This window comes from Luteibacter sp. PvP120 (genome assembly GCF_054055715.1).
The window spans coordinates 17,441-42,088 of the sequence record NZ_JBSRXP010000001.1 but is presented as its reverse complement, the minus strand read 5'-3'; the positions used below and the strand labels follow the sequence as shown (position 1 = coordinate 42,088).

Annotated in this window: 20 protein-coding genes; 6 read left to right on the top strand and 14 right to left on the bottom strand. The window is 68.1% G+C overall.

Annotated features, from left to right (window positions below; genetic code table 11):
- Positions 1 to 177 precede the first annotated feature (177 nt).
- From ACVKN3_RS00180 to ACVKN3_RS00150, 7 genes are all read right to left on the bottom strand, one after another.
- Positions 178 to 1,473 carry a GTP-binding protein gene (locus ACVKN3_RS00180; protein ID WP_354513324.1) on the bottom strand — a complete coding sequence of 432 codons (1,296 nt, stop codon included), beginning with the start codon at positions 1,471 to 1,473 and terminating at the stop codon, positions 178 to 180.
- On the bottom strand, positions 1,470 to 1,994 hold the full coding sequence (locus ACVKN3_RS00175) for a ZrgA family zinc uptake protein (RefSeq protein ID WP_354513326.1): 525 nt from the start codon (positions 1,992 to 1,994) through the stop codon (positions 1,470 to 1,472). The genes ACVKN3_RS00180 and ACVKN3_RS00175 overlap by 4 nt, the downstream gene beginning before the upstream one ends.
- 56 nt (positions 1,995 to 2,050) lie before the next feature.
- Positions 2,051 to 3,940: a heavy metal translocating P-type ATPase gene (locus ACVKN3_RS00170; protein WP_354513328.1), complete on the bottom strand. Its 1,890-nt coding sequence runs from the start codon at positions 3,938 to 3,940 to the stop codon at positions 2,051 to 2,053.
- Positions 3,937 to 4,968 carry an SPFH domain-containing protein gene (locus ACVKN3_RS00165; RefSeq protein WP_354513329.1) on the bottom strand — a complete coding sequence of 344 codons (1,032 nt, stop codon included), beginning with the start codon at positions 4,966 to 4,968 and terminating at the stop codon, positions 3,937 to 3,939. The genes ACVKN3_RS00170 and ACVKN3_RS00165 overlap by 4 nt, the downstream gene beginning before the upstream one ends.
- Positions 4,969 to 4,973: 5 nt before the next feature.
- Positions 4,974 to 5,930 carry an SPFH domain-containing protein gene (locus ACVKN3_RS00160; protein WP_285404628.1) on the bottom strand — a complete coding sequence of 319 codons (957 nt, stop codon included), beginning with the start codon at positions 5,928 to 5,930 and terminating at the stop codon, positions 4,974 to 4,976.
- Positions 5,927 to 7,828 carry a protease modulator HflK gene (hflK, locus tag ACVKN3_RS00155; RefSeq protein WP_354513331.1) on the bottom strand — a complete coding sequence of 634 codons (1,902 nt, stop codon included), beginning with the start codon at positions 7,826 to 7,828 and terminating at the stop codon, positions 5,927 to 5,929. The genes ACVKN3_RS00160 and hflK overlap by 4 nt, the downstream gene beginning before the upstream one ends.
- Before the next feature lie 122 nt (positions 7,829 to 7,950).
- Positions 7,951 to 8,916 (bottom strand): hypothetical protein, encoded by a 966-nt coding sequence (locus tag ACVKN3_RS00150; protein ID WP_354513333.1) that lies wholly within the window; start codon positions 8,914 to 8,916, stop codon positions 7,951 to 7,953.
- Between the two features lie 119 nt (positions 8,917 to 9,035).
- On the opposite strand from ACVKN3_RS00150, the gene ACVKN3_RS00145 reads away from it, so the two are divergent.
- From ACVKN3_RS00145 to ACVKN3_RS00135, 3 genes are all read left to right on the top strand, one after another.
- Positions 9,036 to 10,559, top strand: a complete 1,524-nt coding sequence (locus tag ACVKN3_RS00145) for a helix-turn-helix transcriptional regulator (protein ID WP_354513335.1) — start codon at positions 9,036 to 9,038, stop codon at positions 10,557 to 10,559.
- Positions 10,560 to 10,666: 107 nt separating this feature from the next.
- Positions 10,667 to 10,846 (top strand): CsbD family protein, encoded by a 180-nt coding sequence (locus ACVKN3_RS00140; protein ID WP_285404624.1) that lies wholly within the window; start codon positions 10,667 to 10,669, stop codon positions 10,844 to 10,846.
- Between the two features lie 71 nt (positions 10,847 to 10,917).
- Positions 10,918 to 11,970 carry a LacI family DNA-binding transcriptional regulator gene (locus ACVKN3_RS00135; RefSeq protein WP_354513337.1) on the top strand — a complete coding sequence of 351 codons (1,053 nt, stop codon included), beginning with the start codon at positions 10,918 to 10,920 and terminating at the stop codon, positions 11,968 to 11,970.
- Between the two features lie 16 nt (positions 11,971 to 11,986).
- Here ACVKN3_RS00135 and ACVKN3_RS00130 read toward each other — a convergent pair whose 3' ends face one another.
- The 7 genes from ACVKN3_RS00130 to ACVKN3_RS00100 form a co-directional block, all read right to left on the bottom strand.
- Positions 11,987 to 13,222, bottom strand: a complete 1,236-nt coding sequence (locus tag ACVKN3_RS00130) for a GGDEF domain-containing protein (RefSeq protein ID WP_354513339.1) — start codon at positions 13,220 to 13,222, stop codon at positions 11,987 to 11,989.
- A 123-nt stretch (positions 13,223 to 13,345) separates the two neighbouring features.
- Positions 13,346 to 14,158 (bottom strand): DUF1868 domain-containing protein, encoded by an 813-nt coding sequence (locus ACVKN3_RS00125; protein ID WP_354513340.1) that lies wholly within the window; start codon positions 14,156 to 14,158, stop codon positions 13,346 to 13,348.
- Positions 14,148 to 15,095, bottom strand: a complete 948-nt coding sequence (locus tag ACVKN3_RS00120; RefSeq protein WP_456991213.1) for a glycerophosphodiester phosphodiesterase family protein — start codon at positions 15,093 to 15,095, stop codon at positions 14,148 to 14,150. The genes ACVKN3_RS00125 and ACVKN3_RS00120 overlap by 11 nt, the downstream gene beginning before the upstream one ends.
- A 27-nt stretch (positions 15,096 to 15,122) precedes the next feature.
- The gene (locus ACVKN3_RS00115) at positions 15,123 to 17,813 is read right to left on the bottom strand and encodes a TonB-dependent receptor (RefSeq protein WP_354513407.1); all 2,691 of its coding nucleotides are present in this window, start codon (positions 17,811 to 17,813) and stop codon (positions 15,123 to 15,125) included.
- Positions 17,814 to 18,243: 430 nt separating this feature from the next.
- Positions 18,244 to 19,488 (bottom strand): arsenic transporter, encoded by a 1,245-nt coding sequence (locus ACVKN3_RS00110; RefSeq protein WP_354513342.1) that lies wholly within the window; start codon positions 19,486 to 19,488, stop codon positions 18,244 to 18,246.
- Entirely contained in the window at positions 19,485 to 20,765 is a 1,281-nt protein-coding gene (locus tag ACVKN3_RS00105; protein ID WP_456991211.1) for an MFS transporter, read from the bottom strand. The genes ACVKN3_RS00110 and ACVKN3_RS00105 overlap by 4 nt, the downstream gene beginning before the upstream one ends.
- Complete coding sequence (locus tag ACVKN3_RS00100; protein ID WP_354513346.1) at positions 20,759 to 21,898, bottom strand: metallophosphoesterase family protein; 1,140 nt, start codon at positions 21,896 to 21,898, stop codon at positions 20,759 to 20,761. The genes ACVKN3_RS00105 and ACVKN3_RS00100 overlap by 7 nt, the downstream gene beginning before the upstream one ends.
- 401 nt (positions 21,899 to 22,299) lie before the next feature.
- On the opposite strand from ACVKN3_RS00100, the gene ACVKN3_RS00095 reads away from it, so the two are divergent.
- The 3 genes from ACVKN3_RS00095 (at position 22,300) to ACVKN3_RS00085 (ending at position 24,630) form a co-directional block, all read left to right on the top strand.
- A complete protein-coding gene (locus ACVKN3_RS00095; RefSeq protein ID WP_354513348.1) occupies positions 22,300 to 22,557 on the top strand; it encodes a hypothetical protein in 258 nt (85 codons plus the stop codon).
- Between the two features lie 264 nt (positions 22,558 to 22,821).
- Complete coding sequence (locus tag ACVKN3_RS00090; RefSeq protein ID WP_354513349.1) at positions 22,822 to 23,178, top strand: hypothetical protein; 357 nt, start codon at positions 22,822 to 22,824, stop codon at positions 23,176 to 23,178.
- A gap of 63 nt (positions 23,179 to 23,241) precedes the next feature.
- Complete coding sequence (locus ACVKN3_RS00085; RefSeq protein WP_354513351.1) at positions 23,242 to 24,630, top strand: alginate lyase family protein; 1,389 nt, start codon at positions 23,242 to 23,244, stop codon at positions 24,628 to 24,630.
- The last annotated feature ends 18 nt before the right edge of the window (positions 24,631 to 24,648 follow it).

The following is a 24,648-nucleotide window of genomic DNA, read 5'->3' as shown; positions in this document are numbered from 1 at the left end:
ACCCGCGACAGCGGGCCACCCGTGGCATGGCCGTGCGGTCAGGCCGATGGTGGCGGTTGCATGCCCCTGCGTTTATAGCTCGTTGGATACATCGCGCCGCTCCAGGGATGGTCGCTGCACTGCAGCAGCGCGATTAACGCCGAGCCGTCTTTCGGTCGTCTTTCCGAAGGGCGTTTTTTACGAATTATTTTCGCGCGACAGTGACCAGCCCGGGAACGGATCGGGCAACGATCGCCAGGCGACGGTACCCAGGGCCATTTCCTCGTCGGTGAGCAGGCAGGCATCCAGTGCCTCGCGCACCGCCGCCTCAGGCAGGTCGACACCGATCATCACCAGTTCCTGCCGCCGGTCGCCGTAACGGGCGTCCCACAGCGCCAGCACCGCCCGGCGCTGGTCGTCGCCCGGCAGCTCGTCGGCATCCGGCGGGGCCACCCCGAGATCGCCTTCACCGAAGGGCGCGCGAAGGCCGGCGCGCACGCGATGACGACTGGCCCACCAATGACCGGCGGCGGCGACCTCGGTGGCGCCGCCGGCCACGGCCAGGCTGCCTACCCAGTCCATGCGCGAGGCCAGCCAGAAATAGCCCTTGGCGCGCAGCACGCCGCGGATGCCCTCGTCGAACAGCCGTTGCAGACGTGCCGGATGGAACGGCCGCGTGGCGCGATAGACGAAGCTGGTGATGCCATAGGCCTCGGTCTCGGGGGTGTGCGCGCCCATCAGCTCCTTGACCCAGCCCGGCGCCGTCTGTGCCTTGTCGTAATCGAACAGGCCGGTATCCAGCACCAGCGCGAGGTCCACCTCGCCGAACGCCGCCTCCACGATCCGCGCGTCACGGTTGAGCGCACGCAGCACGGCCCGCACCTGCCGCCGTGCCACGCTGTCCAGCCGATCGCACTTGTTCACCACGATGACGTCGGCGAATTCCACCTGCTCCGTGAGCAGGGTGACCAGCGAGCGATCGTCGTCGTCGCCGTTGGACTGGCCACGCGAGGCGATGGAATCGGTGGAACAGAAATCGGCGAGGAAGCTGGGGCCGTCGACCACCGTGACCATCGTATCCAGCCTCGCCAGGTCCGACAGCGAGAAACCGTCCTCGTCGCGCACGTGGAAGGTGGCTGCCACGGGCATGGGCTCGCCGATGCCCGTGGATTCGATCAGCAGGTAGTCGAAGCGTCCTTCGTCGGCCAGCCGGCGCACCTCCTGCATCAGGTCGTCGCGCAGCGTGCAGCAGATGCAGCCGTTGGAAAACTCGACCAGTTTTTCCTCGGTGCGACTGAGATCGGCACCGCCGTCGCGGATCAGCGACGCATCGATGTTCACCTCGCTCATGTCGTTGACGATCACCGCCACCCGTCGTCCGTCGCGGTTATGCAGCACGTGGTTCAACAACGTGGTCTTGCCCGCACCGAGGAAACCCGACAACACGGTGACGGGCAACCGGTTCGCGCGCGTGGCGGCGAAGGGCGCGCTCATGGCTGCAGGTCCACGTGGCTGGCGGTGCCCTGCAGGGTCTGCTGGTTGCTGCCCGAGCCACCGATGGTGTCGACCACGATCTTCTGCAGCCCCGGGAACGCCGCCGCCAGACGGACATCGACGTGATCCAGCCGCGCCGCGGTGTGGCAGGTGTAGTGATATGCCGCGTCGATATCGGCATGGCCGCCGGGCTCGGTCGCGCCGCCGAACCCGTGCGGCGACACCGTCGCGGACACGAGCGTGCAGCTGGCCGCCGCGGCGGGCACGAACCAGGTTCCCGCCTTCAGCGTGGCAAGGGCCTTGTCCAGCGCCGCGTGCTCCTGCGCCGAGCCCGGCGGGTGCTCGAAGCCGACGGCGTCATGGCCGGGCAGGCTCAACTGCACGTCGAGCGCGTCGGCTTCCATCGACACGCCGACGCTGGCCTGGCCATGCACATGGGGCCCCAGGTGACGTTCCTCGGCGCTGGCGGCGGCGGGCAGCAGCGCGAGCAGGAACGGAAAGACCATCATCGACATATTCATGGATTCGTCTCCGGGTGAGTATTGTTATAATATAACACTCGAAGCGAGCGATGGCGTCATGTTTCGTTGAATTTGAGCAGTCTTCCTGCATTCGCGATGACGATGAACGCGCCGAGGTTTTGCAGCATCGCGGCGGCGAGCGCGCCGTTGCCGGCCCATCCGCCGCCGAGCGCCATGCCGACCAGGGCCAGTGTCCAGGCCGCGCTGAGCCCCAGGTTGACCCGCAGCGTGCGACGGGTGCGACGCGCCAGGCGCACCGCCGTGGCGATACGCGAGAAGTCGTCGCCCGCCAGCACGATATCCGCCGAGGCCAGGGCGATGTCGCTGCCCTGCCCGCCCATCGCCATGCCGACCAGGCCCGCGCGTAACGCCAGGGCATCGTTGATGCCGTCGCCCACGACCAGCGGCTTGCCACCCGCGGCGACCACCGCCTGGACGAAGGCCAGCTTGTCCGGTGGCAACGCCCCGGCGACGACATCTCCCAGGCCCGCGATGGCGGCGACCCGGGCGGCTTCCGACGGACGATCGCCGGTGAGCAAGGCTTGCCGGCGGATGCCCAGCCCGCGCAGCGCGAGCAAGGTATCGGCCACACCCTCGCGCACTTCGTCGGCCAGGCAGACCCAGCCCAACAGACGACCCGCCTCGGCCACGGCGGCCACCGGCCCGTCATGATCCGGCGGCGCGGACACCGACACGCCATGCTGTCCGAGCAGGCTTTCGCGACCCAGGAACACGGGTCCCGAGGGGCCCTGCCCGCGCATGCCGAAGCCGGCTTCCTCCCGGATATCGTCGAGCGCGGCCGGCGTGCCCGGCCATTGCGCGATGGCACGCCCGACCGGATGGGTGCTGGCCGCGCCGAGCGCCATGGCGACCGACGCCAGCCTGGCGCGATCGTCCTCGCGCGATGGCGCCAGCCGGACCACACGCAGGCGGCCGGTGGTGACCGTGCCGGTCTTGTCCACCACCAGCGCATCGGCTTCGGCCAGGCGTTCGAACACGATGCTGCTCTTGACCAGGATGCCGTGGCGCGCGGCCACGCTCACCGCGGCCAGCGCGGTGGATGGCGCGGCCAACACCATGGCGGACGGGCACGCGGCCACCAGCAGCGCGAGCACGGCGCCCATGCTCTGCGTGGTGAACCAGAGGATCAGGGCGACGAGCAACACCAGCACGAGGTAGCGTCCCGCATAGCGCTCGAGCAGCCGGGTGATCGGCGGCTTGCTCCGCTCGGCATCCTGCATCAGCGCCACCACGCGACCGAGCGCGGATTGCGCGCCGACGCGCGACACGCGTACGTGCAGCAGGCCGTTGAGGCTGAGCGAACTGCCCAGCACGGTGTCGCCCACCGCCACTTCCACGGGCAGCGATTCGCCGGTGAGCGATGCGGTGTCCACGCTGGCCGTTCCCGTCACCACCACGCCATCGGCGGGTATGCGATCGCCAGGCCGCACCTCGATCAGGTCGCCGGCCACCAGCCGCTCGGCAGGCACCGTGTCCACCTGGCCTTCGCGCACCACGCGCGCCGTGCTGGCCGTGAGGGCGGTCAGGGCTTCCACCGCTTCGCGCGTGCCGAGCAACGAGCGGTCTTCCAGCATCTGCCCGACCAGCATGATGACCGGCAACAGCGTGGCGGTGACGAAGTTGGCGGACACCAGGCAGGCCAGGATCGCCAGCGCCACCAGCTGGTCGACCACGCCATGCAGGTCGGGCTGGTGCAGGCTGCGCAGGGCCGAGGCGAACGCGGGCCCCGCCACGAGCACGGCGGCGATGGCCTGGAGCAGGCCCACCTCGACCGTGCGCTCGGGAAACAGTGCGGCCAGCACGAACGAAAAGGCGATGAGGCCCGCGGCCAGCAACACCGCAACGATGCGCAGGCGCCAGCGGCGACGCTCGCTGCCGGTCAGCAGCATCGCGCCCGGCGAGGCGACAGTGGTGGTGGCGTTCATGGGCTCGCTCCGGAAATCAGGACATGCGTACGATCGCCCGCCGGTACCGTATCGACCCGGCCGACAATGTCGAAGATCGACCTGACCCGCTCGCGATAGATCTGATCGACCACGGTGCGCCGGTCCAGCGAGGGGTCGCGGCCCAGCGAGAGCACCACGGCCGAACGCTCCTCGGCCTTGTGCACCGTCTCCTGCGCGCGGGCATGCGCCTCGTCGAGGGCACGCGCGCGATTCTGCTCGGCCATCTGGCGCCGGTTCTCGGCAGTGGTCCGCGCATCGGCCAGCGAGCGCTCCACCTGCTGGCCGACGGTCAGCACACTGTCGAACGACTCCTTGGCCCCGGCGGGGATCGACGGCACCACGTCGATGCGCGCCACGCGGATGCCCATGCCGCCATGGGTATCGGCCGCGGCGGCCAGGCGCCGGTTGACCTCGCTCACCAGGTCGAGTGCGAAATGTTCGCGCTGCATGGCGAGTCGTGGCGTGCCCGCCGCCTCCGGCCGTGCCACCAGGATGCCGTCGAGGGAGCGGCTGGCGCACAGGTGTACGGCGGCGGCGATGAGCGCACGCCGCAGCAGGGGCTCGATATGGTCGCCCGCTGTCACGAAGGCCACCGGATCGTCGATCTGGTAGAACAGCATGGTGCGCAGGTGCACCAGCGCCCCGTCGCCGGTCATGAAGAACCACGTGTTGTCGCGCGCGTTCGGCGACGTGGCGGCACCCTGCCCCGGCACGTCCTGCATGCCTTCGTCCATGGGCGATCGCGTCTCGAGCACGTCGGGCGCGAACTGCACTTGGCGCCCCTGCGAAGGCAGCAGGATCACGGCATCGATCGGCGCGGGCCAGGTCAGCAGCAGGCCGGGGCCCGCCGTGCGGACCACCTGGCCGAAGCGCATGACCACCGCGCGGCTGTCCGCCGGCACGCGCTGCACGCCGTGCAGCAACCAGGCGCCCGCCAGCAGGGCGACCAGCGCGAACAGCAACCGGAACGACCAGGTCAGCGTGTCGGCAAGGACGGGTGCGCGCACGGCCCTCATGGCTTCTTCGCGCCCTGCCCGGCCGCCGGACCGTCCACCAGCATGCGGAACGGCGCGGCATCCGTGCGCAGGATGATCCGGGTGCCCGGCCCGACCGCGGCATCCATCGTGTCGAACGATCGCAGCATCGTGTAGAGCTTCGGATCGGTGGTGTACGCCTTCTGGTAGATCGCGGTGGACTGCGTCTGCGCGTCCGCCTCGATACCTGCCGCCTCGGCCTTGGCCCCGGCCACGGCGATGCGTGCGTCGCGCTCGGCTTCGGACACGATCTGCGCCGCCTGCCGCTGGCCCTCGGCGGAACGTTGCGCGGCCGCCGTGTCACGCTCGGATTTCATCCGGTCGATCGTCGCCTGCAAGGCTTCGCTGGAGAGTGTCAGGCGCTCGATACCCACCTGGCGGATGTCGACGCCGTAGACACGCCGGGCCTGCTCACCCACGCGCTCGCGCAGCCGCGCCTCGAACGCATCGATGCGGATGCGTCCTGGATCGGTGTTGACCATCTGGGCCAGGTCGAAGCTGCTGGCCGTCATTTCCAGCGACGACGCCATCAGGCTGCGCAACTGCGACGCGGCCACGTCCGGATCGTTCTGCACGGCACGCAGGAACAGCTGCACGTCGTCGGCGCGATGCGGCACCGACCAGACCACATAGGCCTGCACCAGGACACGCAGGCCGTCGCGCGTGCCCACGTCCTGCAGGCCGCTCGAGGTAGTGCGCAGCCGGAGATCCACCAGCGTGGTGGCCTCCACCGGCGCCGGCCATTTGAAGGCCGCGCCCGGTGCCAGCAGGACGCGGTCCGGACGGCCGAACCGGGTGACCACCACGCCCTCGCCCGGGCTGACGATGACGATGCACGCGCAGACCGCGGCCAGCAGCACGATGGCCGCCGCCACGGACCAGCGGACGGCACGGGCGCGTGGCGACGAGGTGGCCGATGCTTCGGTAATGCTCACAAGGTGTCCCCTGGTCCGGCCGCGACGGGTCGAAGGTCGAGCGTGGCCTTCTCGCTGTCGAGGCGGTGATCGATGATGGTGAGGTGGGCACGGTTGAGCGCGTCGCCCACGTGCGTCAGCCAGGATTCGAAAACGAACACGTCCGGCCCGGCATGCAGGCTTCTCGTGCTGGCCTGGAAGGTGGCGAAGGTGGCCTGCGCGCCGCCGATCTTCTCGCTGGCCTCGGCGCGGGCCTGGTTGACCGTTCGTGATGCGTCCTGGGCGGCACTGCCGCGCAGGGCGAACGCGCGTGCCTCGCTCTGGAAACGCATCGCGTCGCTGCGGATGCCCGCCGCCTGCACGTTGTGGTATGCCGAGGCGGCGCCGCTGGGCGGATGGATCGCCTCCACCACCACGTTGACCACCGCGATGCCCGCATGGAAAGCGGCCACGCGCCGTTGTAGGTCGTCGCGAAAGCGCTCGACGAAACCGGCGCGGTTTTCGCCCAGCAGTTCGTCCAGCGTGGACGACGAGAAATGGGTCACCAGCATGCGCCCTGCCTCCGCCCGGATGAGCGCGGCCGGATCGGTGGCGCCGTACACCGAGGCCATCGCGCCCTCGTCATCGTCGGCCACGCGAAACACCACGCGCAGGTCGACGTTGACCACCTGGAAGCCCTGCCGGTCACCGGAGCGGCTGGCGATGAGGTAGCTGGCCTCGCCCGGGTGCGAGCCATCCCACAGCCGGTCCGCCGTCGCGGCCGGAATCGCCTCCGCGCCCATGGCGCCCTCGGCATCGGCGGCACCCGCGCTGGCCAGTTCGGCCATGAGGCGACCGCCCGGCTTGCCGGAAAACACGATGGGCAACGGATGGATCACCCCGAACTCCACCGTGCGTGCGCGCCCCAGCGGCCATGGCAGGTGCACGTGCAGGCCCGGTCCGACGACGGCGACCGGCACGCCGAAGCGCTCGACGACCGCGCGCTGCGACACGCCCAGGACGGTCACGGCGCTGGACAGCCACGCCAGCAGCAGCACGAAGAGGCCGGTCGGCAGCGCGGCACGGGCAAGGAAAGCCAGTACCCAGCTGCGCGCGAGATCGATCCCGTAGGCATCGCGCAACCAGCGTGCCGCATGGCCCGGACGCGGCCACGCCATGCGCAGCACGGACGTCAGCCATGGCAGAGCCGGATTGCGCCGCGTGGACGTGGCACCCAGCGGCATGAACAGTTGCAGCGCCGCGCGCAGGATGGACTCGACCGCACAGGCGCCGATGACGCCACCGACGACGTAAAGCACGCCGTTGGCCCACAGGTAGCCCTGCGCGGCGAACAGGCTGGCGACGCCGCCCGCGGCCAGTGCCAGCAGCGGCGCGCGCAGCAGATCGCCGACGCCGGGCTCGTCGCCGGGCGACCAGGTTGCCGCCAGCCGTTGCAGGAACACGGCGGGAAGCGTGGCCACCAGCAGGACCACCGCGGTCCACAGCGGCGGCGACGTATCCATCCAGCCCGGCACGCGGATGAACCCGACGACGCCCGCGAGCACGACGAGGTTGCCGGCGGCCGCCACGATCCCCGGCAACCAGTCGCCGGTCCAGTCGATGGCGTCGAACCGTGCGCGAATCCGGCGTACGGCAAGGGTGGCCTGCGCGAGCCACGGCGACGACGGCAGCTTCGGGTAGGCCATGGCGCGGGCCGGGCCGACCCAGCGCTCCGGCCGCGCACGCACGCGTGCCACCAGGCCCTCGGCGAACCACCCCGTGGCCGCGGCCAGCAAGGACAGGCCGGCCAGGCGTAGCGCCAATGCGTCAGCCGACAGGGCGACCAGAGAGAGGATAAAGGCGAGCGTGCCGGCCACCGGCATGATCCAGGGGACCGGTGGCGACGGACGTCGGTCACCAGCGTGCGAATACGGGAGCATGGGCGACGCCTGGAAACGAAAAGGGCCGGACCCCGCGAGAGGTCCGGCCGAGACGTTATGTTATAACGTCTATCGCAATCAAGTCCCAGGCGTCGATTCCCCAGGAACTTGCGAACGCGCGATCAGGCATCGACGACCGGGGCGCTCCGACGACCGAAGATACCCGCGACGAACGACGCGATGGCACCCAGCACCAGCATCGCCAGGGTCATCCAGGCGGCACGGGAGACACCGCGCGCGGCGACGTCGGCCGCTTCACGGGCCTTCTGCTCGGCGGTGGCCTTCAGCGCGTCGTAGCGCGCCACCGCCTGACGATACGTGGAGATGTAGTTGTCGGCGATCTGCGCGGCCTCGTCGTGGGACTTGCCGGTACGTGCGGCGATGATGTTCACCAGCGCATCGCGGTCGGCGGCCTCGATCGCCGGCTTGCCCTCGCTGCGCAAGCGATCGAACCAGGCGGCCAGGTCGTCGGTAGCACCCTGCGGAGTCTGCGCGGCGTTGCCCGCGGCCTGTTTGCCCGCATCGGCCGTATCGGCGGCCTTGTCCTTGAGCGTCTCCGGATTCAGTTCCGGCTTGTCGGTCTGGCGAAGCGTGGTCTCCAGCTGACCTTGCAGGTCTTTCCAGTCCATATGGATGCCCTGCTTGTCGAGCTGGTCCTTCAGGCCATCGGCCACACCCGGCGCGGCGGCGGCGATGCCCGCGCCCGTCAGCGACAGCCCCTTGCCGACCACCGCACCCGCGGCACCCGCGGCGCTACCGGCCAGGCTGGCCAGCAGCCAGGTGGTGATCAACGAGGTCAGCGCCCAGGTCAGCAGACCATGCATGCCGCCGCCGACCGACGCCAGGCGACCGGCCACGAACGCGCCGACGATGACGGAAACCAGGGACGTGACGACTACCCAGATGCCGGCGCCGGTCGCCAGCCCGCTGACCGGATTGGCCTCGCGCAGCGGGTCGATCGTCGACGCACCGATGGCGGTGCCCAGCACGCCCAGCGCCAGATAGGTCACCAGTGAAAACACGCAGCCGGCGATTGCCGCACCCCAGGACATCCTGGGAACCAGCCTGTCACGCATGACCAGAGCCATGACCGTTACCTCGTTGTGGGGAAAGGTTGGCAAGTCTGAGGATGCCCTCGCTTTGACGCCTGATCCGGATGCATCATGCGGCCTAGTGCATTCGCCTGACGCTCCTGAGGAAACCTTCGATGTCGGTCGTTGAACCCAGCGAGGCACCGCCCGCCCCGCCCCGATCCACCAACCGTCGCCAGTTGCAGCAGATCATCACCGGGCTGACCGAGGGCGTGATCCTGGTCGAGCCCGACCAGTCCATCACCTGGGCGAACGAAGCCGCCCTCGCCATGCACGGCGCTGGCGACGTGGCCGACCTGGGCGCCACGGTCAGTGAGTACCGCGACCGTTACCGGCTGCGCTATCGCAACAATCACCGGCTGACCGAAGGCAACTACCCGATCGACCGGGTGATCGCCGGCGAGGTCTTCGACGACGTGGTCGTCGAAGTGGTGCTGGCCAGCGACGAGGAACGCCGATGGGTGCATCGCGTGCGCAGCCTGGTGCTGACGGACGCGGACGGCGCGCCGGACTGCCTCGCCCTGATCGTCGCCGATGCCAGCGACTGGGCCAGCGCCGAGCAACGCTTCGAGCGCACGTTCAACGCCAACCCGGCGCCCGCCGTGATCTGCCGGCTGGAGGACAAGCGCTACATCAAGGTCAACCAGGGCTTCCAGGAGATGACCGGCTACACGCGCGAGGACGTGATCGGCAAGACCGTCGCCGACGTGGACGTGCTGGAGTTGGCCGACCGGCGCGAACTGGGCCTGCAGCGCCTCAACGAGGGCGCCACCGTGCCGCAGATGCAGGCGCAGCTCAGCCTTCCCGACGGTTCGACCAAGTGCGTGGTGGTGGCGGGCCAGCCGATCGAGATCGGCGAGGAAGCCTGCATGCTGTTCACCTTCATGGACCTGGAACCTCGGCGGCGCGCCGAGGAAGCCCTGCGCCAGAGCGAGGAACGTTTCGCCAAGGCGTTCCGCATCGCGCCGGTGCCCACCCTGATCTGCAATGCCGACAACCTGCAGGTGGTGGAGATCAACGACGCGGTCACGCAGACCACCGGGTATGCCGCCGAGGACATCATGGGCCGGTCGCTCAAGGAGATCGGCCTGTTCGCCACGCACCAGGCCTATAACCAGTTCTGCCGGGCGCTGGAAGAAAGCGGCAGCCTGCTCAACGTCGAATACGCGGTGGAGCGCAAGGATGGCGACGCGCTCGATTGCCTGGTCTCGGCGGACACCGTGAGCATCCACGGCGTGCGCTGCTACCTGGTCTCGCTGATGGACATCACCGATCGCAAGCGCACCGAGATGGAGCTGGTGGCGGCCATCGAGGCCGTCATGCAGGACGCCTCGTGGTTCAGCCAGACGCTGCTGGAGAAACTCGCCAACGTGAAACGGGGCAACCGCCCGCTGCAGGCCGAAAGCCTGGGCATCGCCGAACTCACCGCACGCGAGCGCGACGTGCTGGGCCTTCTCGCCGAAGGCCGCGCGGACAAGGACATCGCGCTCGAGCTGGGCGTGTCGCACAACACCGTGCGCAACCACGTGGCGGCGCTGTATTCCAAGATCGACGTGCACAGCCGTGGCGAGGCCATCGTCTGGGCACGCGAGCGCGGCGTACACGGGCGAGACGCCAGGCGCGAGCCACGCAAGCGCTGACCCGTGCCGCCGATGCGAATGCACCAGGTCGCCTGATGCATCCGCACGTGGCCTGCACATCCGCTCCGGTAGACGATGGCCCTACACCCACAACGAGGCATCAGCGCATGGACAAGAACCGCGTCGAAGGCGGCATCAAGCAGGCCAAGGGCTCGATCAAGGAAGCGATCGGCAAGGTCACCGGCAACAAGCAGGCCGAAGTCGAAGGCGCCGCCGAGAAGAACGTCGGTAAGGTGCAGCGCAAGGCGGGCGAAGTGGCCGACAAGGTTCGTGACGCCACGAAGTAAGCACAATTGAGTTTAGCGGGCCGGGCGGTCACTATCCGGGGTATTCCCGTCAGGTTCCCTACGCGCCCGCCATGCCGCCCAAGAAAAGCACGCCGAAGAAGACCGCTCCAGCAAAGGCAAGACAGAAGATGCAGATGGCGGACATCGCCCGCCTGAGCGGCGTGTCCAAGTCCACCGTATCGCGCGCACTGGCCGGCAGCGCGCTCATCAGCGAGGAAACCCGGGAGCGCGTCCGCGAGGTCGCCTCCCGTTTCAAGTACACGATCAACCGGATGGCGGTGGAGTTGCGCTCCGGCACCAACCGCACCATCGCCGTCGTGGTGCCCTACGAGGACCACTGCCGGCAGACCTTCGCCGACCCCTTCTTCCACGCCATGATCGGCAGCCTGGCCGACGCGCTGACCGAGCGCGGGCTGGAAATGCTGCTCACGCGCGTGCCCGCCGACCACATCGATTCAATCGCCGCCATCGTCGACGGCGGCCGCGCCGCGGGCGTCATCCTCATCGGCCAGTGGCGCCAGCACGAGGCGCTGAACGAACTGGCCGCCCGGTCCGTACCGTTCGTGGTCTGGGGTGCCCACCTTCCCGGGCAGCAATACTGCAGCATCGGTGGCGACAACCGGCTGGGCGGCCGCCTGGCCGGCGAGCACCTGGTAGCGAAGGGCCGCACGCAGGCCATCTTCCTGGGCGACCGCGAGCTACCGGAAGTGGCCCTGCGCCTCAAGGGCTTCACCGAGGCCCTCAAGGCCGGCGGCGCATCCCTCGGCGCACGCCGGATCAAGGCGACGTCGTTCCTGCCGGACTCGGGGCGCGAGGTCATGCAGGCGGTGATGAAGGAAGGCCATGCCATCGATGCCATCTTCGCCAGCAGCGACCTCCTGGCCATGACGGCCGTGGGCGTCCTGCACGAGCACGGCATCTCTGTACCCGGCGACGTATCCGTCGTCGGCTACGACGACGTGGGCATCTCGGCGCACTTCAATCCGCCGCTGACCACGGTGCGACAGCCCATCCATGCCGGCGGCGTGGCGCTGGTCGATGCACTGACCCGGCTCATCGCCGGCGAAGCCGTGGCGGACGAGCCCATGCTGCCGACGGAACTGGTCGCGCGCGCCAGCAGTTGAAGCGGCCGCCGCGACCTCAGTAACCCTGGCCCGTCGCGGTCCTCGACTCGAGCGCCAACGTGGGCGCCCCACCGGCCGACGACACCACCACCCGGTTGCGCCCGCCCCGCTTGGCCGCGTACAGGGCGCTATCGGCCGTCATGACCATGTCGTTCCAGGCCTCGCCCGGCTGCGCCACGTGCAGCCCCACGCTGACCGTGCAGGCCAGGCTGTCGCGCGCGTTGAGCAGGATGGGTTCGCCCTCCACCGCCTGGCGCAGTCGCTCGGCGACCAGTCCCGCCGCCCACTCGTCGGCATCCAGCAGCAACACCATGAATTCCTCGCCACCCACGCGGCCCAGCCGGTGCGGTGGCGGCACATGCAAGCGCAGCCGTTCGGCGATCGCGACCAGGGCCTCGTCGCCGCCGACATGGCCCCAGCGATCGTTGATCCCCTTGAAATGGTCGACGTCGATCATCACCACGGCGATCCGCTGGCGCCGTCGGGCTGCATCCACGGCGGCGCGCTGGCCCAGCTCCCAGATCACACGGCGATTGGACAACCCGGTCAGCGCATCCTGGCTGGCATACCGGACCAGTTCGGCATCGAACTGCCGGGTCAGCATCCACAGGAAGCCCGGCGTGATGACCCAGGTCAGGAGCAGCCGGGTCAGCAGGCCGAAGTTCGCGGTGGGATCGACCCGGAAAGCCATGTCGGCATGGGCCAGCCACCACAGGCAGCGGGCCAGCAGCGCCAGCGCCCAGAGGAAATGGAACGCGGCGCCCACCCGGGCCGCGACGCGCCGGGATTCGTCACGGCATTGCCACAGCATGACGCCGGCCGTCACGGTGAGGATGCCCCGCAGCGTGGTGCCCGCCGGAATCATGAACTGGTAGTACTGGCCCACCACGCCCACGTAGATCACTTCCAGCAGCCCCATCAGCGAGACCAGGACGATCAGCGGCCAGATCCGGAACGGGCGATCGAGATACAGCCAGAACGAAACGAGCGAGAACGTCGTGCCCAGGTCGATCAGGAGGTTGCCCACCACGCTCGACCCGATCACGACGACACGGAACGCGGGCACGATCAACACGATGAAGCCGGCGGCTATACCGGCATGACTGGCCGCCATCCACAGCATGCCCTGGATGTAGCGACGCTTGCGCAGCGCGACGTGCAGGGCCGCGAACATGATGGCGGACAGCGTCGCGAACAACGCATTGATGATGAGCAAGGTGCCGGCATGCGCCTGCGCCGCGAGCCATTCCACTTAGATCACCAACCCTGACGAGTGACGGGCGTTCGCCCGGCGCGAAGTATAGAGCGAGCCCTTTTTACCAAGGCTACACCCCGTGTATCGGCCGCCGTACCCGTTTCTGGATGGTTTTCGTCATCAGGCGATGTAGAAGCGCCGCCGGAAGGCGTACATGTCGCTGAAGGTGCAGAACTCCGGTGCGCCCAGGTTCCATATCGGCACCTTGCGTGCCAGGTCGGCATGCCAGCGCCGGCGGGCCGCCTCGAACGCCTTGCGCTCGTCGGCGGTCAGGTCCGCCACCAGGTAGCCGAGCGATAGGTGAAAGGTAAAGCTGTCGTGGTCGGGCGCGCGGATGCCGGTGGCCTCCGACAACCGGTCGCGTAGCCGGCGCAGCTTCGCCTCCTCCGCCGCATCCACGGGCACCATCTCGATGCGCAGGCCCTCGGTGGGCCCGGCCCGCTGCGTGTCCACCCGCATCCGCAGCGGCAAGGCGCAGCCCAGGTCGAACAGCGCGAGCTTGCCGGCCAGCGCCGCGTCGCACTGCGCCATGGTGGCGTCCGTCGGCACGTCCCGGGGCCAGACCCCGGCCGTGCGGTGCTCGTCGTCCGCGCAGCCCAGCACGGTCATGTGGTAGCTCGACGGCGGTAGGACCGCCACCTTTTCCATGAAGGCCTGGGCAGGAAACTCGCGGTAGATATCCAGCAACGCGTCGAACGCGGCAAAGCCGGCATCCTGCTGCGGTACATGGCAGATGACGGTATTGCCGGCGAAGGCATGCACCTGGCGGTTGGCCAGGAACTTGTGACCTACCGTGCGCGGCGTGGCCCGCACCGGTGCCATCGGCGCCAGCAACGACAACCCGGCCAGAGCCGAGCCGCCGAGGGCTATCCAGTTCCGGCGCGTCGCATCCGGCAGGTCGTCCGCCGTGGCCGCCGGGGTGTCAGCCTGCATGGGCCGCGCCCTCCAGGCCATCGCGGTAGCGCAGCACGGCCTCGGGCTCGTCGGTCTGGATGATGCTGACGCCTTCGCGGAACAGGCGTCCCCACACGGCATCCGGATTCGCCAGGGCATCGGCATCGCCACCGTAGCCGGCCACGAAGCCCTGCCACAGCGTGTTGACGAACAACCGCACGTGCAGGCGGCGCGCGGCGGCCACCACGGGTGCGAGCTGCGCGGCCTGCATGCGCGGCAGCTCGAACGCCACCGGTCGAGCGCCGCCTTCGCCCTGCTTCGTCGCGATCGCGGCCAGGTCGGCATCGCCGTGGGCATTCATGAGGATGGGCATGAAGTTGACGTGGTCGAACGGCGACATCGCCGCCACCGGGCTGCTGTCCACGCCCACTTCCGTCTTCACCACCACCTGCCGCTCCATGCCCGCGCGGCGCACCGCGTCCACCGTCTCGACATAGACGGCCGCCTTCACGTCGAGGTTGAGCATGATGCGCCCCTTCGCCGCGGCCAGGATCTGCGCCAGCGACAACGGATGCAGGTCGGTCAGGGCCATGTCCGGCTGGCCCTCGTCGTCCTTCAGGCGCAGCTTCGAGAGGTCGGCCCAGGTCAGGTCGGCCACCTTGCCATGGCCATCCGTGGTCCGGTCCACCGTGTCGTCGTGGAACATCAGCAGGGTGCCGTCGGCCGCCTTGCGCACGTCCGTTTCCATCATGTCCGCACCGATGGCGATGCAGCGCTGCAACCCCGCCAGCGAGTTCTCGGGCGCATGGCCGGCAAACCCGTGCCCGGGCGCGGGGTTGTGGCAACCCCGGTGGGCCACGACGATAAGACCGCCGTCCGGGCGTGCCAGCCGCGCCTGGGTCGCCTGCATGGACGTGGGGGTGGCCTGCAGCGGCAGGGCCATCGCCAACAGGGCGATGCCCAGGGCCGGAAACATGGGATGCATGGGTGTCTTTCCTCGGGATCAGAGCTTGGGCGTGTAACGCACGCCGAACCAGTATGTCGTGGGAACCGAGTAGCTGTCTTTCAGCAGGTTCTCGCGGGGGCCGACGAAGCTGGTGATGCGGGTATGCGTCACGTTGCTCACCTGCGCCAGGACGCTCAGCGACGGGGTGATCGCATAGGTGGCCGACAGGTCGAGCTGCGAACGCGGCGCCCAGTACAGGTCCTGCCAGGCGATGTTGCTGACCACGGAGCGCAGCGCCTTGCCCTGCCGGTTGAAGGCCGCGCGCAGTTCCAGGCCGTCATGGGTGTAGAACACCGACGCGTTGGCCGTGTAGTTGGGCTGCCCGACCAGGCGGTCGATATGCCGGCTCTGCTGCGCGATGGTCGTCGTACCGGTGCTGTACGGCACCTCAAGGCCACCGTCCAGCATGGCGACGTTGCCGCTGACGCCGAACGACGACAGCCACGGCACGATCGGTTCGAGCGAGTTGAGCACACCGGACAGTTCCAGCCCGCGGATGTGCGCCTTCGACGCATTGGACGGCGTGCTGATGAACACGTTGTTGTACGTGGTGCCGTTGTACGAGAACGTGCCCAGGTTGGACAGCGTGAATATCTCATTCTGGATGCGCTTGTTGAACACCGCCGCCGACAGCATGCCGTCGTAGTCGCCCGGTAGCTGCCAGTCCAGCGCCAGGTCGAGGTTGGTCGACACGCGCGGCTTGATCTGGGGATTGCCGATGGTGACCGTGATGCCCTGGGCGTTCGGGTTGCCGACATCGCCCGTGTTGACGAAACCGATCGAGGTGCGCGCCGCGTACGCATCGTACGGCGGGCGACCGAGCGTGCGGCTGGCCGCTGCACGCAGGTCCAGGTTGTCGTTGATGTGGTAGGTCATGATCGCGGACGGCAGCAGGTAGCTGTATCGCGATTGGGTCGGCGCATCCACGTAGCCGTACAGGCCCGTGGTCGGGTCGAGCTGGCGCTGGCGACCCACCGTGGACTGGCGCGTGCCGTCGTAGTGCAGGCCGGCCAGGATATCCAGGTCGTCCGAGCGGTAGCCCACGTCACCGTAGGCCCCGAAGATCTTCTCCTGGTGCGAGAAGTTGTCCTGGTTGCTGAAGGACGACTGGTCGGTCGCGTTGAACGCGCTGAGCGGCACTGCACGCAACGCGACATTGGCCTTCTTCGGATCGATCGTGATCAGGTTGAGCCCGAGGTAACGCATGGGCGCGTTGGACGGTGCCAGGACATCGGCGATGTTCAGCGCGGGCGCCGTGGCGTTCGGCTGGAACTCGTCGCGGTACACGCTGTAGCCCGGCTTGTCCGTCGTATACGCCACGCCGGCGCCGAAACCGAACCCGCGATCGGATTCGTCGCGGTTGAAGGCATAGTCCAGCCGCCCGGTCAGGATCTTGTCCTCCGCGGTGCGCTTGTAGTCCGGACGCCAGTACAAAAGGCTGTAGTTGCCGTAGTTGTAGAACGACTGCGGCGACACCGGAAACCGCTGGTTGAACTGCGAGGTGTCGTAGGTGAAGCCATAGGCCGACGTCGGGTTGACGGTCACGCCGGGGCCGGTGGTGCCGGTGGGCACGGCGGCAGGACGCACGGCACCGGTGATGTACTTGTACATCTGGATCGGCTCGTCGTAGGTCGCATCCGACCACGACGCCTTCGCGCTCAGCACCTGGCGATCGTCCACATGCCAGTCCAGGCCGGTCTGGAACAGCTTGGTACGCGTGGTGGTCACCTGGTGGGAATAGCCCACCTCGACATCGCCCACCGGATAGGTGCCCGAGGTCGGGGTCTGGTTGTACACCATGTTGCGATTGCGTGGATCGATGAGCAGCTCGTTGCGCTGCATGTCGTCCTTGAACGAGTAGAAGCCCGCCGTGGCATAGCCCTGCACGTCGTCGCTGAACTTCGCCTCGAACTTGCCGGTAAGGCCGTAGCGGTCGCGCTTGTCGTCAACATACCAGTACTTGTCCTGCTGCGGCACCGCGTAGCCGTTGCCCAGGTTGGTTCCCGAGAGCAGATGACCGCCGTTGTCGTAGTAGCTCTCGTGGATCGTGTCGGTGGTCATGTGCGTTTCGGTGTAGCTGCTCAGCGTCTGGTAGTTGCCGGACAGCGTGAAGCCGTACTGGTGCTCGTCACCGAACGTGGTGCTCCCCGTGGCGTTGAAGCGGTAGCCCGGATCGCTCTGGTCGCTCGGGCGGCCGTTCTCGCTCGCATGTCCCGCCGAGGTCTCCATGGTGAAGAACGGCTTGCCGCCGTTTTCGAATGCACTGCGGGTCTTCAGGTTGATCGCGCCGCCGGTCGCGTTCGGGTCCAGCTCGGGGGTGAAGGTCTTCACCACCTGCAACTCGCTCACCATGGAGGACGGCAGGATATCCAGGCGCACGCCGCGCGTGATGGAGCCGAGGTTGCCGTTGGGCGTACCCGGCGACGCGATGGTCAGGCCGTCGATGGTCACGTTGTTGTAGGACGGACCCAGGCCGCGGATGACCGGGGTGGCCGCTTCGTCACGCGGGTGCTCGTTGTCCGTGGCTGGCAACACCGAGATGCCGGGCACGCGGCGCAGCGCCTCCACGATGGTGGCATCGGGCAGCGCACGCACGTCCGTGGCACTGACCACATCGGAAATGTTGGTGCTGGCGCGCTTGCTGTCGATGGCCGCATCGTTCGCACGACGGATACCGGTCACCACCATGCCGTCCAGCTTCTGCGCATCCCCGGCCTGGGCCTTGTCGTCGCCCGGTGCTACCGGGGTAGGCGGCACCGCAGCGGGCGGCACGGGTGCCGACTGCGCGGCGATGCCCTGGCACCAGGCAGCCACCAGGCAGGCCAGCACGGTCTTGCGGAGGATACGAGTGTCGTTCACGGAAAAGCCCCTGGATGAAATGTAATGCAACCGATTGCATCAAGATTATCGAGGGGATGTTGCGGAATTATTTCCGTACTCGTTGCGCCCGGGGGATGATTAGGCCCAGCGGATGTAGGAGCGCACGCACGTGCGCGACATGTTTTCGCGTCGATCTACAGGCTCACGCGCCAGGATGGGGGCATGGCCTCAACACATGTCGCGCACGTACGTGCGCTCCTACACGCCCCGCCGACCCATCATGCGCCGGCGGCCCGCTTCACCGGATCACGCACCAGAGCGTCAGCACCAGCGCCGGCAGCATCACCACGCTGCCGGTTTTCAGGAACTGCCAGAAGCCCACCGCCTCCCCTTCCCGCCGGATCGCCTGCAACCAGAGGATGGTGGCGAGGGAGCCGGTGATCGACAGGTTCGGGCCCAGGTCCACGCCCACCAGCGTGGCGTCCACGACCTGGCGTGCGGCGTCCGCCTGGGCCAGCGTGGCGCTGGCTAGCAGGCCCACCGGCAGGTTGTTGGCCAGGTTGCCGCCCAGCCCCGTGGCCGCGCCGGCGGCCCAGGCGGCGAGCGTGGCGCTGCGCGAGGCGAGGTCTTGCAGGCTGTGCGCCAGCAGGCCGACCACGCCGGTGGCGACCAGCACCTCGACCAGCACGAACAGGCCGGCCACCAGCGGCAGCACGCCCCACGACACGCCGGCTATCGTGGCGCGCGGGCTTTCCCGCTTCCGCCATGACACCGCTACCAGGGCCAGCACGCCCATGATCGCGGTCGGCAGGCCCAGGCTGCCGTCCCATGCCGATACGGCCATCAGCACGACGGCCGTGGCCGCGATGGCGACGAGCGTGAGCTTGCCGTGGCCCGACAGGCGCGGCACGTCCACCTGCGCCTCGCACGATCCGCGCAGCTTGTCGCGCTGGGTCAGGTACAGCGCGGCGAAGGTCACCGCGATGGAGACCAGCGAAGCCAGGCCGAACCGTGCCAGCCACGCGCCGAGCGACGGTACATGGCCCGCGTACAGTACGAGGTTGGCCGGGTTGGAAATCGGCAGCACGAAGCTGGCGGCGTTGGCGATGAACGCGCAGATGAACAGCAGCGGCAGCGGCTCCGCCTTCGCCCGCCGTGCGATGGCGAACACCGCCGGCGTCAGCACCACCGCCGTCGCGTCGTTGGACAGGAACGTGGTGGTGACGATGCCGGTGAGGTACACCAGCACGAACAGGCGCACGGGCGACCCGTGCGCGTGGTTGACCGCGACGGCGGCGATCCAGTCGAACAGGCCTTCGCGCCGACCCAGTTCGGACAGCAGCATCATGCCGGTCAGGAACAGGTAGACATCCATCCCCTTCATGACCGCCGAGCCGGCCGCGGCAGGCGAGAGGCAGCCGAAGACGACCACGGCCACCGCGCCGCCCACGGCCCAGATGGCTTCGGGCCACTTGAACGGACGGCCGACCACGCCGGCGGTCGCGATGCCGACGATCGCCCAGGCGAGCCACGGCGCGCTCATGCCGCACCCCCGGCGGGTACCGTCCGCGGATCGCTTTTTCCGCTACCTGGATGACCGCAGGCCTCGTGCAGCTGGTGGCGGTTGAGGAACCACAATGCGAGGGAACCGATCGAGATGGCACCCAGGACGAGGAACGCGCCGCGGTAGCCTATCGACTGGGCCATCATGCCGCCCAGCAACGGGCTGAGTGCCGCGCCCAGGCCCTGCATGGTCATGACCGCGCCCTGTGCGACGTTGACGCGACCGGTGCCCTGCATCAGGCGCGCGATGAGCGCCGGTACCGCGACGCTCTGCAGGCCGGCACCGATGCCGTCCAGCATCTGCACCGGGTATACGCCCCAGTGACCGATGAACAACGCGGCCACGAGGCCACGCACCGGCAACGCCAGGAAGGTGATGAGGATCACCCACCAGTAACCCGTGGTCCGGATCATCCGCATCGCCACCAGCGAAGCCACCACCATGACCAGCTGGGCGATGATGATGGTCAGCGCGGTGAAGGCGCTGGGATCGGCCTGCCCGCCCGCGACCACGGCCAGGCCGTAGAGGGGCAGCATCGCCGCGTTACCCAGATGGAACAACGCCAGTGCCGCGGCCAACAGCAGCAAGGGCCGGCAGGTCAGCAGGATGGAGAAGCCCGACGGCGCATGGTCGTGGTCGGTATCGGTCTCCAGGCCGCGCGCGGCACGGTGGTCGATCGCCTTGGCGGGGATCAGCAGCACCGCGCCGATGGACAGCGCGGCGAACACGCCGGCCACGACGAATACCCCGCCGAAGCCGAACTTCCAGCCGATGAAGCCGGACAAGGCCGCACCGATGACGTTACCCGCGTGATTGGCCACCTGGTTGCGGCCGAATTGCCGGTCGAAACCGCGCGCACGCGCCATGCCCAGAGTGATGCCGGCGATAGCGGGGCCGATCAACGCACCGGCGATCGCCGTAGCCACCTGCGAGACCGCCACCATCGTAAAGGAGTGCGTGAACCAGACGATGCTCGAGGCAAGCACGGTGCACAGGCTGGAGAGCACCACGGCCATGCGCTTGGCACGCGTGGCGTCGATGACCGCGCCCGCGGGTGCCGTCACCAGCAATCCTGCGACGCCGCCCATCGTCATGACGCTGCCGATCGCCCCGGTGGTCCAGCCCAGCGACTGCAGGAACACGCCGAGGAACGGGCCGATGCCGGCCTGCACATCGGCAATGAAGAAGTTCAGCGCCTCGAGGGGACGCTGACCGGGTATGCGCGCCGCGGGCGCGTTGGCTGCGGCGCTCACCAGTGCCGCCCGTGCTTGTTCGGGCCCAGCTGGCTACCCAGGATGCCGTGCGCGGGCCACGCCTCCACGGCATGGGCATCGCTGCCCGGGGCCGCGTCCTGCCGCTCGCGCCGGGCGGCTTCCGTCGGGGTCACGGCGAGGATGGCATCGTCACCCACGACGCCGTGCCGGTCGGTCGCCACCACGGTGACGGCGACCTGCGTATCGATCGCCGGCCCATGCACCCGCGCCTCCCACACGCAGGCCTCCCCGGCCACCGGCGACATCGCCACCGTCGGGCCGCCGGCCACGCTGGCCGTCACCGAACGGATGTCTTCGCCGAACACCTTGGCGCGCACGCGCACCACACCGGACGGATCGACGACCTGCGGCGAGGCCGGATCGGTCACCAGCCGGACATCCGCCGGCTGCGTGATCATCACGAACGGGCGTGGGTCACGCAGGCGACAGAAGCGCCAGCTCACCACGCCTTCGTCGACGTTCACCACCGTATACCCCGGCGTACCTTCGTCTTCCTCGATCTGCCCGGTGGACCGCGTGGCGCCATATAGCACGGTGCCGTCGTTGAGCAGTTCGTTGTAATGGGTGTGTCCGGTATCGACGAATGCCACGCCCGCCTCGGCGAACATGCGCCCCAGCGCCTCGCCCTCGTCGGCCAGGTCGCCTGGGTAGGCATGCATGAAGACCAGCGGCGCCACACCGGTGCTTCGTGCCTGCGTCAGTTCGTTCGCCAGCCAGGCCTGCTGGGCCTCGCCGAGCCGGAAATCGGGACCACCCGTGCCATGGGACACGACATCCAGGAACAGGCAGGCCCGCCCGTTCACGGTGACGCGACGGGGCAACGTCTCGCCACCCAGACCCTCGTAGAACGCCACCAGGTCGCCATCCTCGAAATCGTGGTCGCCCGGAATGGCGTGCAACGGCAACGGCATGCCTTCGAGCACCTCGCGGATGCGCGCGTATTGCTCGGCCGTGGCGTGGTTGGCGTTGTCGCCGGGCAGGAAGGCGAAGTCGACGCCGTGCCTCATCCGTACGTTGACATCGTCCACCACGGCGGAAAGGTGGGAGAGGCTCTCGTAACCGTCTTCGTCGGACGCATGCAGGTCGCCTACATGAATCCAGGTCAGCATTCGCATGAACTTGCTCCGTTGGGACGCGGTGGGGATCCGCTGCGGATTGCTCTGCAGCAAACGTGCCAAGCGCTGCGGCACGGATCTCGGGCTTGTGCGGCCCCGGCACCCCGGCCGTGGTGTCCCCCCGTGAGACAAACCGTTGTCCCCAAAGCGGACACCAGGACCTGCGATCGTCGCAGGCCTGGGACGGGGCGGGCAAAACGGTAAGAATTAAGTAACTTCCGGCGCCCGCTCCGCCGGCACAGGCTGCGGAAAGCAGCACATCGCTGGACGCCGTGCAGGTGACCGCAAATCGTTGTCGCTGCAGAAGGCCGTAGCCGAGAAACGCTCCCTGCCGGTGATCTCCGACGGCATCTCTTCCGACGAGATCGGTTCCATCGCAGCAGGTCAGCATCTACAAGTCGGTGACCCCGGATGTTCCTGCCGACGCCATCGGTGGCATCACCAACCTGCGCACCCGAAGTGCCTTCGACGTGCCCGGGCTGTTCGCCTCCACCCGTGCCAATCTTTCGCGTTGGGACAATCAGCGTGTCGTCGGCAGTTCGAAGCCCTCGGGCCAGGCAGAGGCCACTGTGACCGATCGCTTCGGTCCGGACAAGCACTTCGGTTTCGTGCTGTCGTCTAGCTACTTCCGGCGGGATTCGTCGGCTCGGCCACACTGACCTCGCCGACCACCGACAGCCTTGCGCGCGGTGCCGCCCAGGCGGATTACGACCACTACGACCAGGTCCGTCGCATCAAGTACGCGGAGCTGGCTGCGCGCGGTGGCATGCAACCATCGCGCATGCTTCCGGCGATGTTCATCGTCTCGGCGGGAACCTCCCTGTTTAGCCGTCTCGAAGTCTATTACGTTGCATCGTCCGACCACGTACACGTGCCTACCTGCTGCTGGCCATCGCGGCCGGCACGGTCATCGCGCAACCGGCGTGGGTCTGGGTATCCAGCGCACCACGCTGCCCGGCATGCTGCGTATCGCTGCCGGCGCCATGCTGGCGACCTTCCTGGTCTTCCGTGGGGTCGCCGACCAGGGCGGCGACGTACTGCTGCTGGCCGGCTTCGTTTACGGATCGGCGTGCGGCGGCGTGCTGCTGGGGTTGTGGCTGACCTTCAGCGCCAAGCTCGGCCTGGCGGCCTCCGCACTGGCCAGCGGCTGGGTGCTACATGGATCGGATTACCACGCCGCGAACAGTCACGGTGTCTTGCAGGCGATGGCCGGCGCTGTCATTGTCGGCGCCCTCGCCTGCCTGACCGTGAAGACACGCCGTTACGCCATTGCGATTTAGACGGCTGTTAGCGCAAGAAACGACGATTTTCCGCAATTTTCCAACGATCACATCGGATAGATCATGACTCGCCACCGTTCCAACGGTTTCCGTAGCGACGCCCCGCGATACTTGGCCTCCCTTACCGCCGTGTTGCTGGCCTGCGCCGCCGGCACCGCGCAGGCCCAGGCCGCGGCTACCTTCGTCCACCCGGGCGTCATGCACACCGCGAGCGACATCGCGCGGATCAAATCGCATCTTTCGCAGGAACCATGGGCCAGCGGCTATGCGGTGTTGCGCGACGACAAGCTTTCGTCGCCGACCTATCGTGCGCGGGGCGGCCATTGTCCACATGTGGTGCGGGACGTGCCGGCGAAGGCGATGTGCATGATCGAGTTCGACGACGATGCCAATGCGGCCTATCAGCAAGCGGTGATGTGGGTGCTCAGCGACGATCCGCGCTACGCCACCAACGCCATCAACATCCTGAACGCGTGGTCAGGCAACCTGGCCTCGATCGAAGGTGCCGATGCGCCGCTGGCGGCCGGCCTGGACGGTTTCAAGTTCGTCGCCGCCGCGGAACTGATTCGCCACAGCGACGCCCACTGGTCGGCCGCCGACGTCAAGGCGTCGGAAGACATGTTCCGCCGCGTTTTCTATCCGGTCATCGGCAACTTCGCCCCCTATGCCAACGGCAACTGGGATTCGAGCTGCATGAAGACCATGATGGCCATCGGTGTATATACCAACGACTGGCAGATGTTCAACCGCGCGCTGGACTATTACTACAACGGACCGTCCAACGGATCGCTGACGCATTACGTCATCGACACCAAGGGCGAGACCCAGGAGAGCGGGCGTGACCAGGCGCATACCCAGCTGGGCATCGGCAATCTCGCCGAGGTGGCCGAAGTGGCCTGGGCCCAGGGCTTCGACCTGTATGCCGCGCACGGGAACCGACTGCTCGCCGGCTTCGAATACGTCGCGTCGTACAACCTCTTCAACGAGGTGATCTTCACCCCGATGGTGGATACCACGGGCAAATACCGGCACGACAGTATCTCGAACATCGACCGGGGCGACCTGCGTCCCGTGTACGAAATGGTATCCAACCATTACCTCCACCGAAGCGACTTGGCCGCACCGTACACGCAGAAGGCCGCGCTCAAGCTTCGCCCGGAGGGACGCACGCCGAATGCCGACAACAACGGATTCGGCACCTTGATGTTCTCCCAGGATGTCACGCGAAAGATGGCGCCGAGAGGCACGGGCGACGTGCCGCAGGGCTTTGCCGCCTGCGCCTCGGAGGGCGCGGTCTGCCACGTCGCCGAGGGAACGGGTCTGGTAGCGTATGGGGCCCGGGGAATGTGGCACTACCGCGAGGTGGGCGTCGGGCAGGCCGTCGACTGCTCCGCCGCGTCCTTCGGTCCGGCTCCCGCGACTGCCGGCGCCACGTGCTCCGTGCAGCGCTGATCGACCCGCACCGTTACC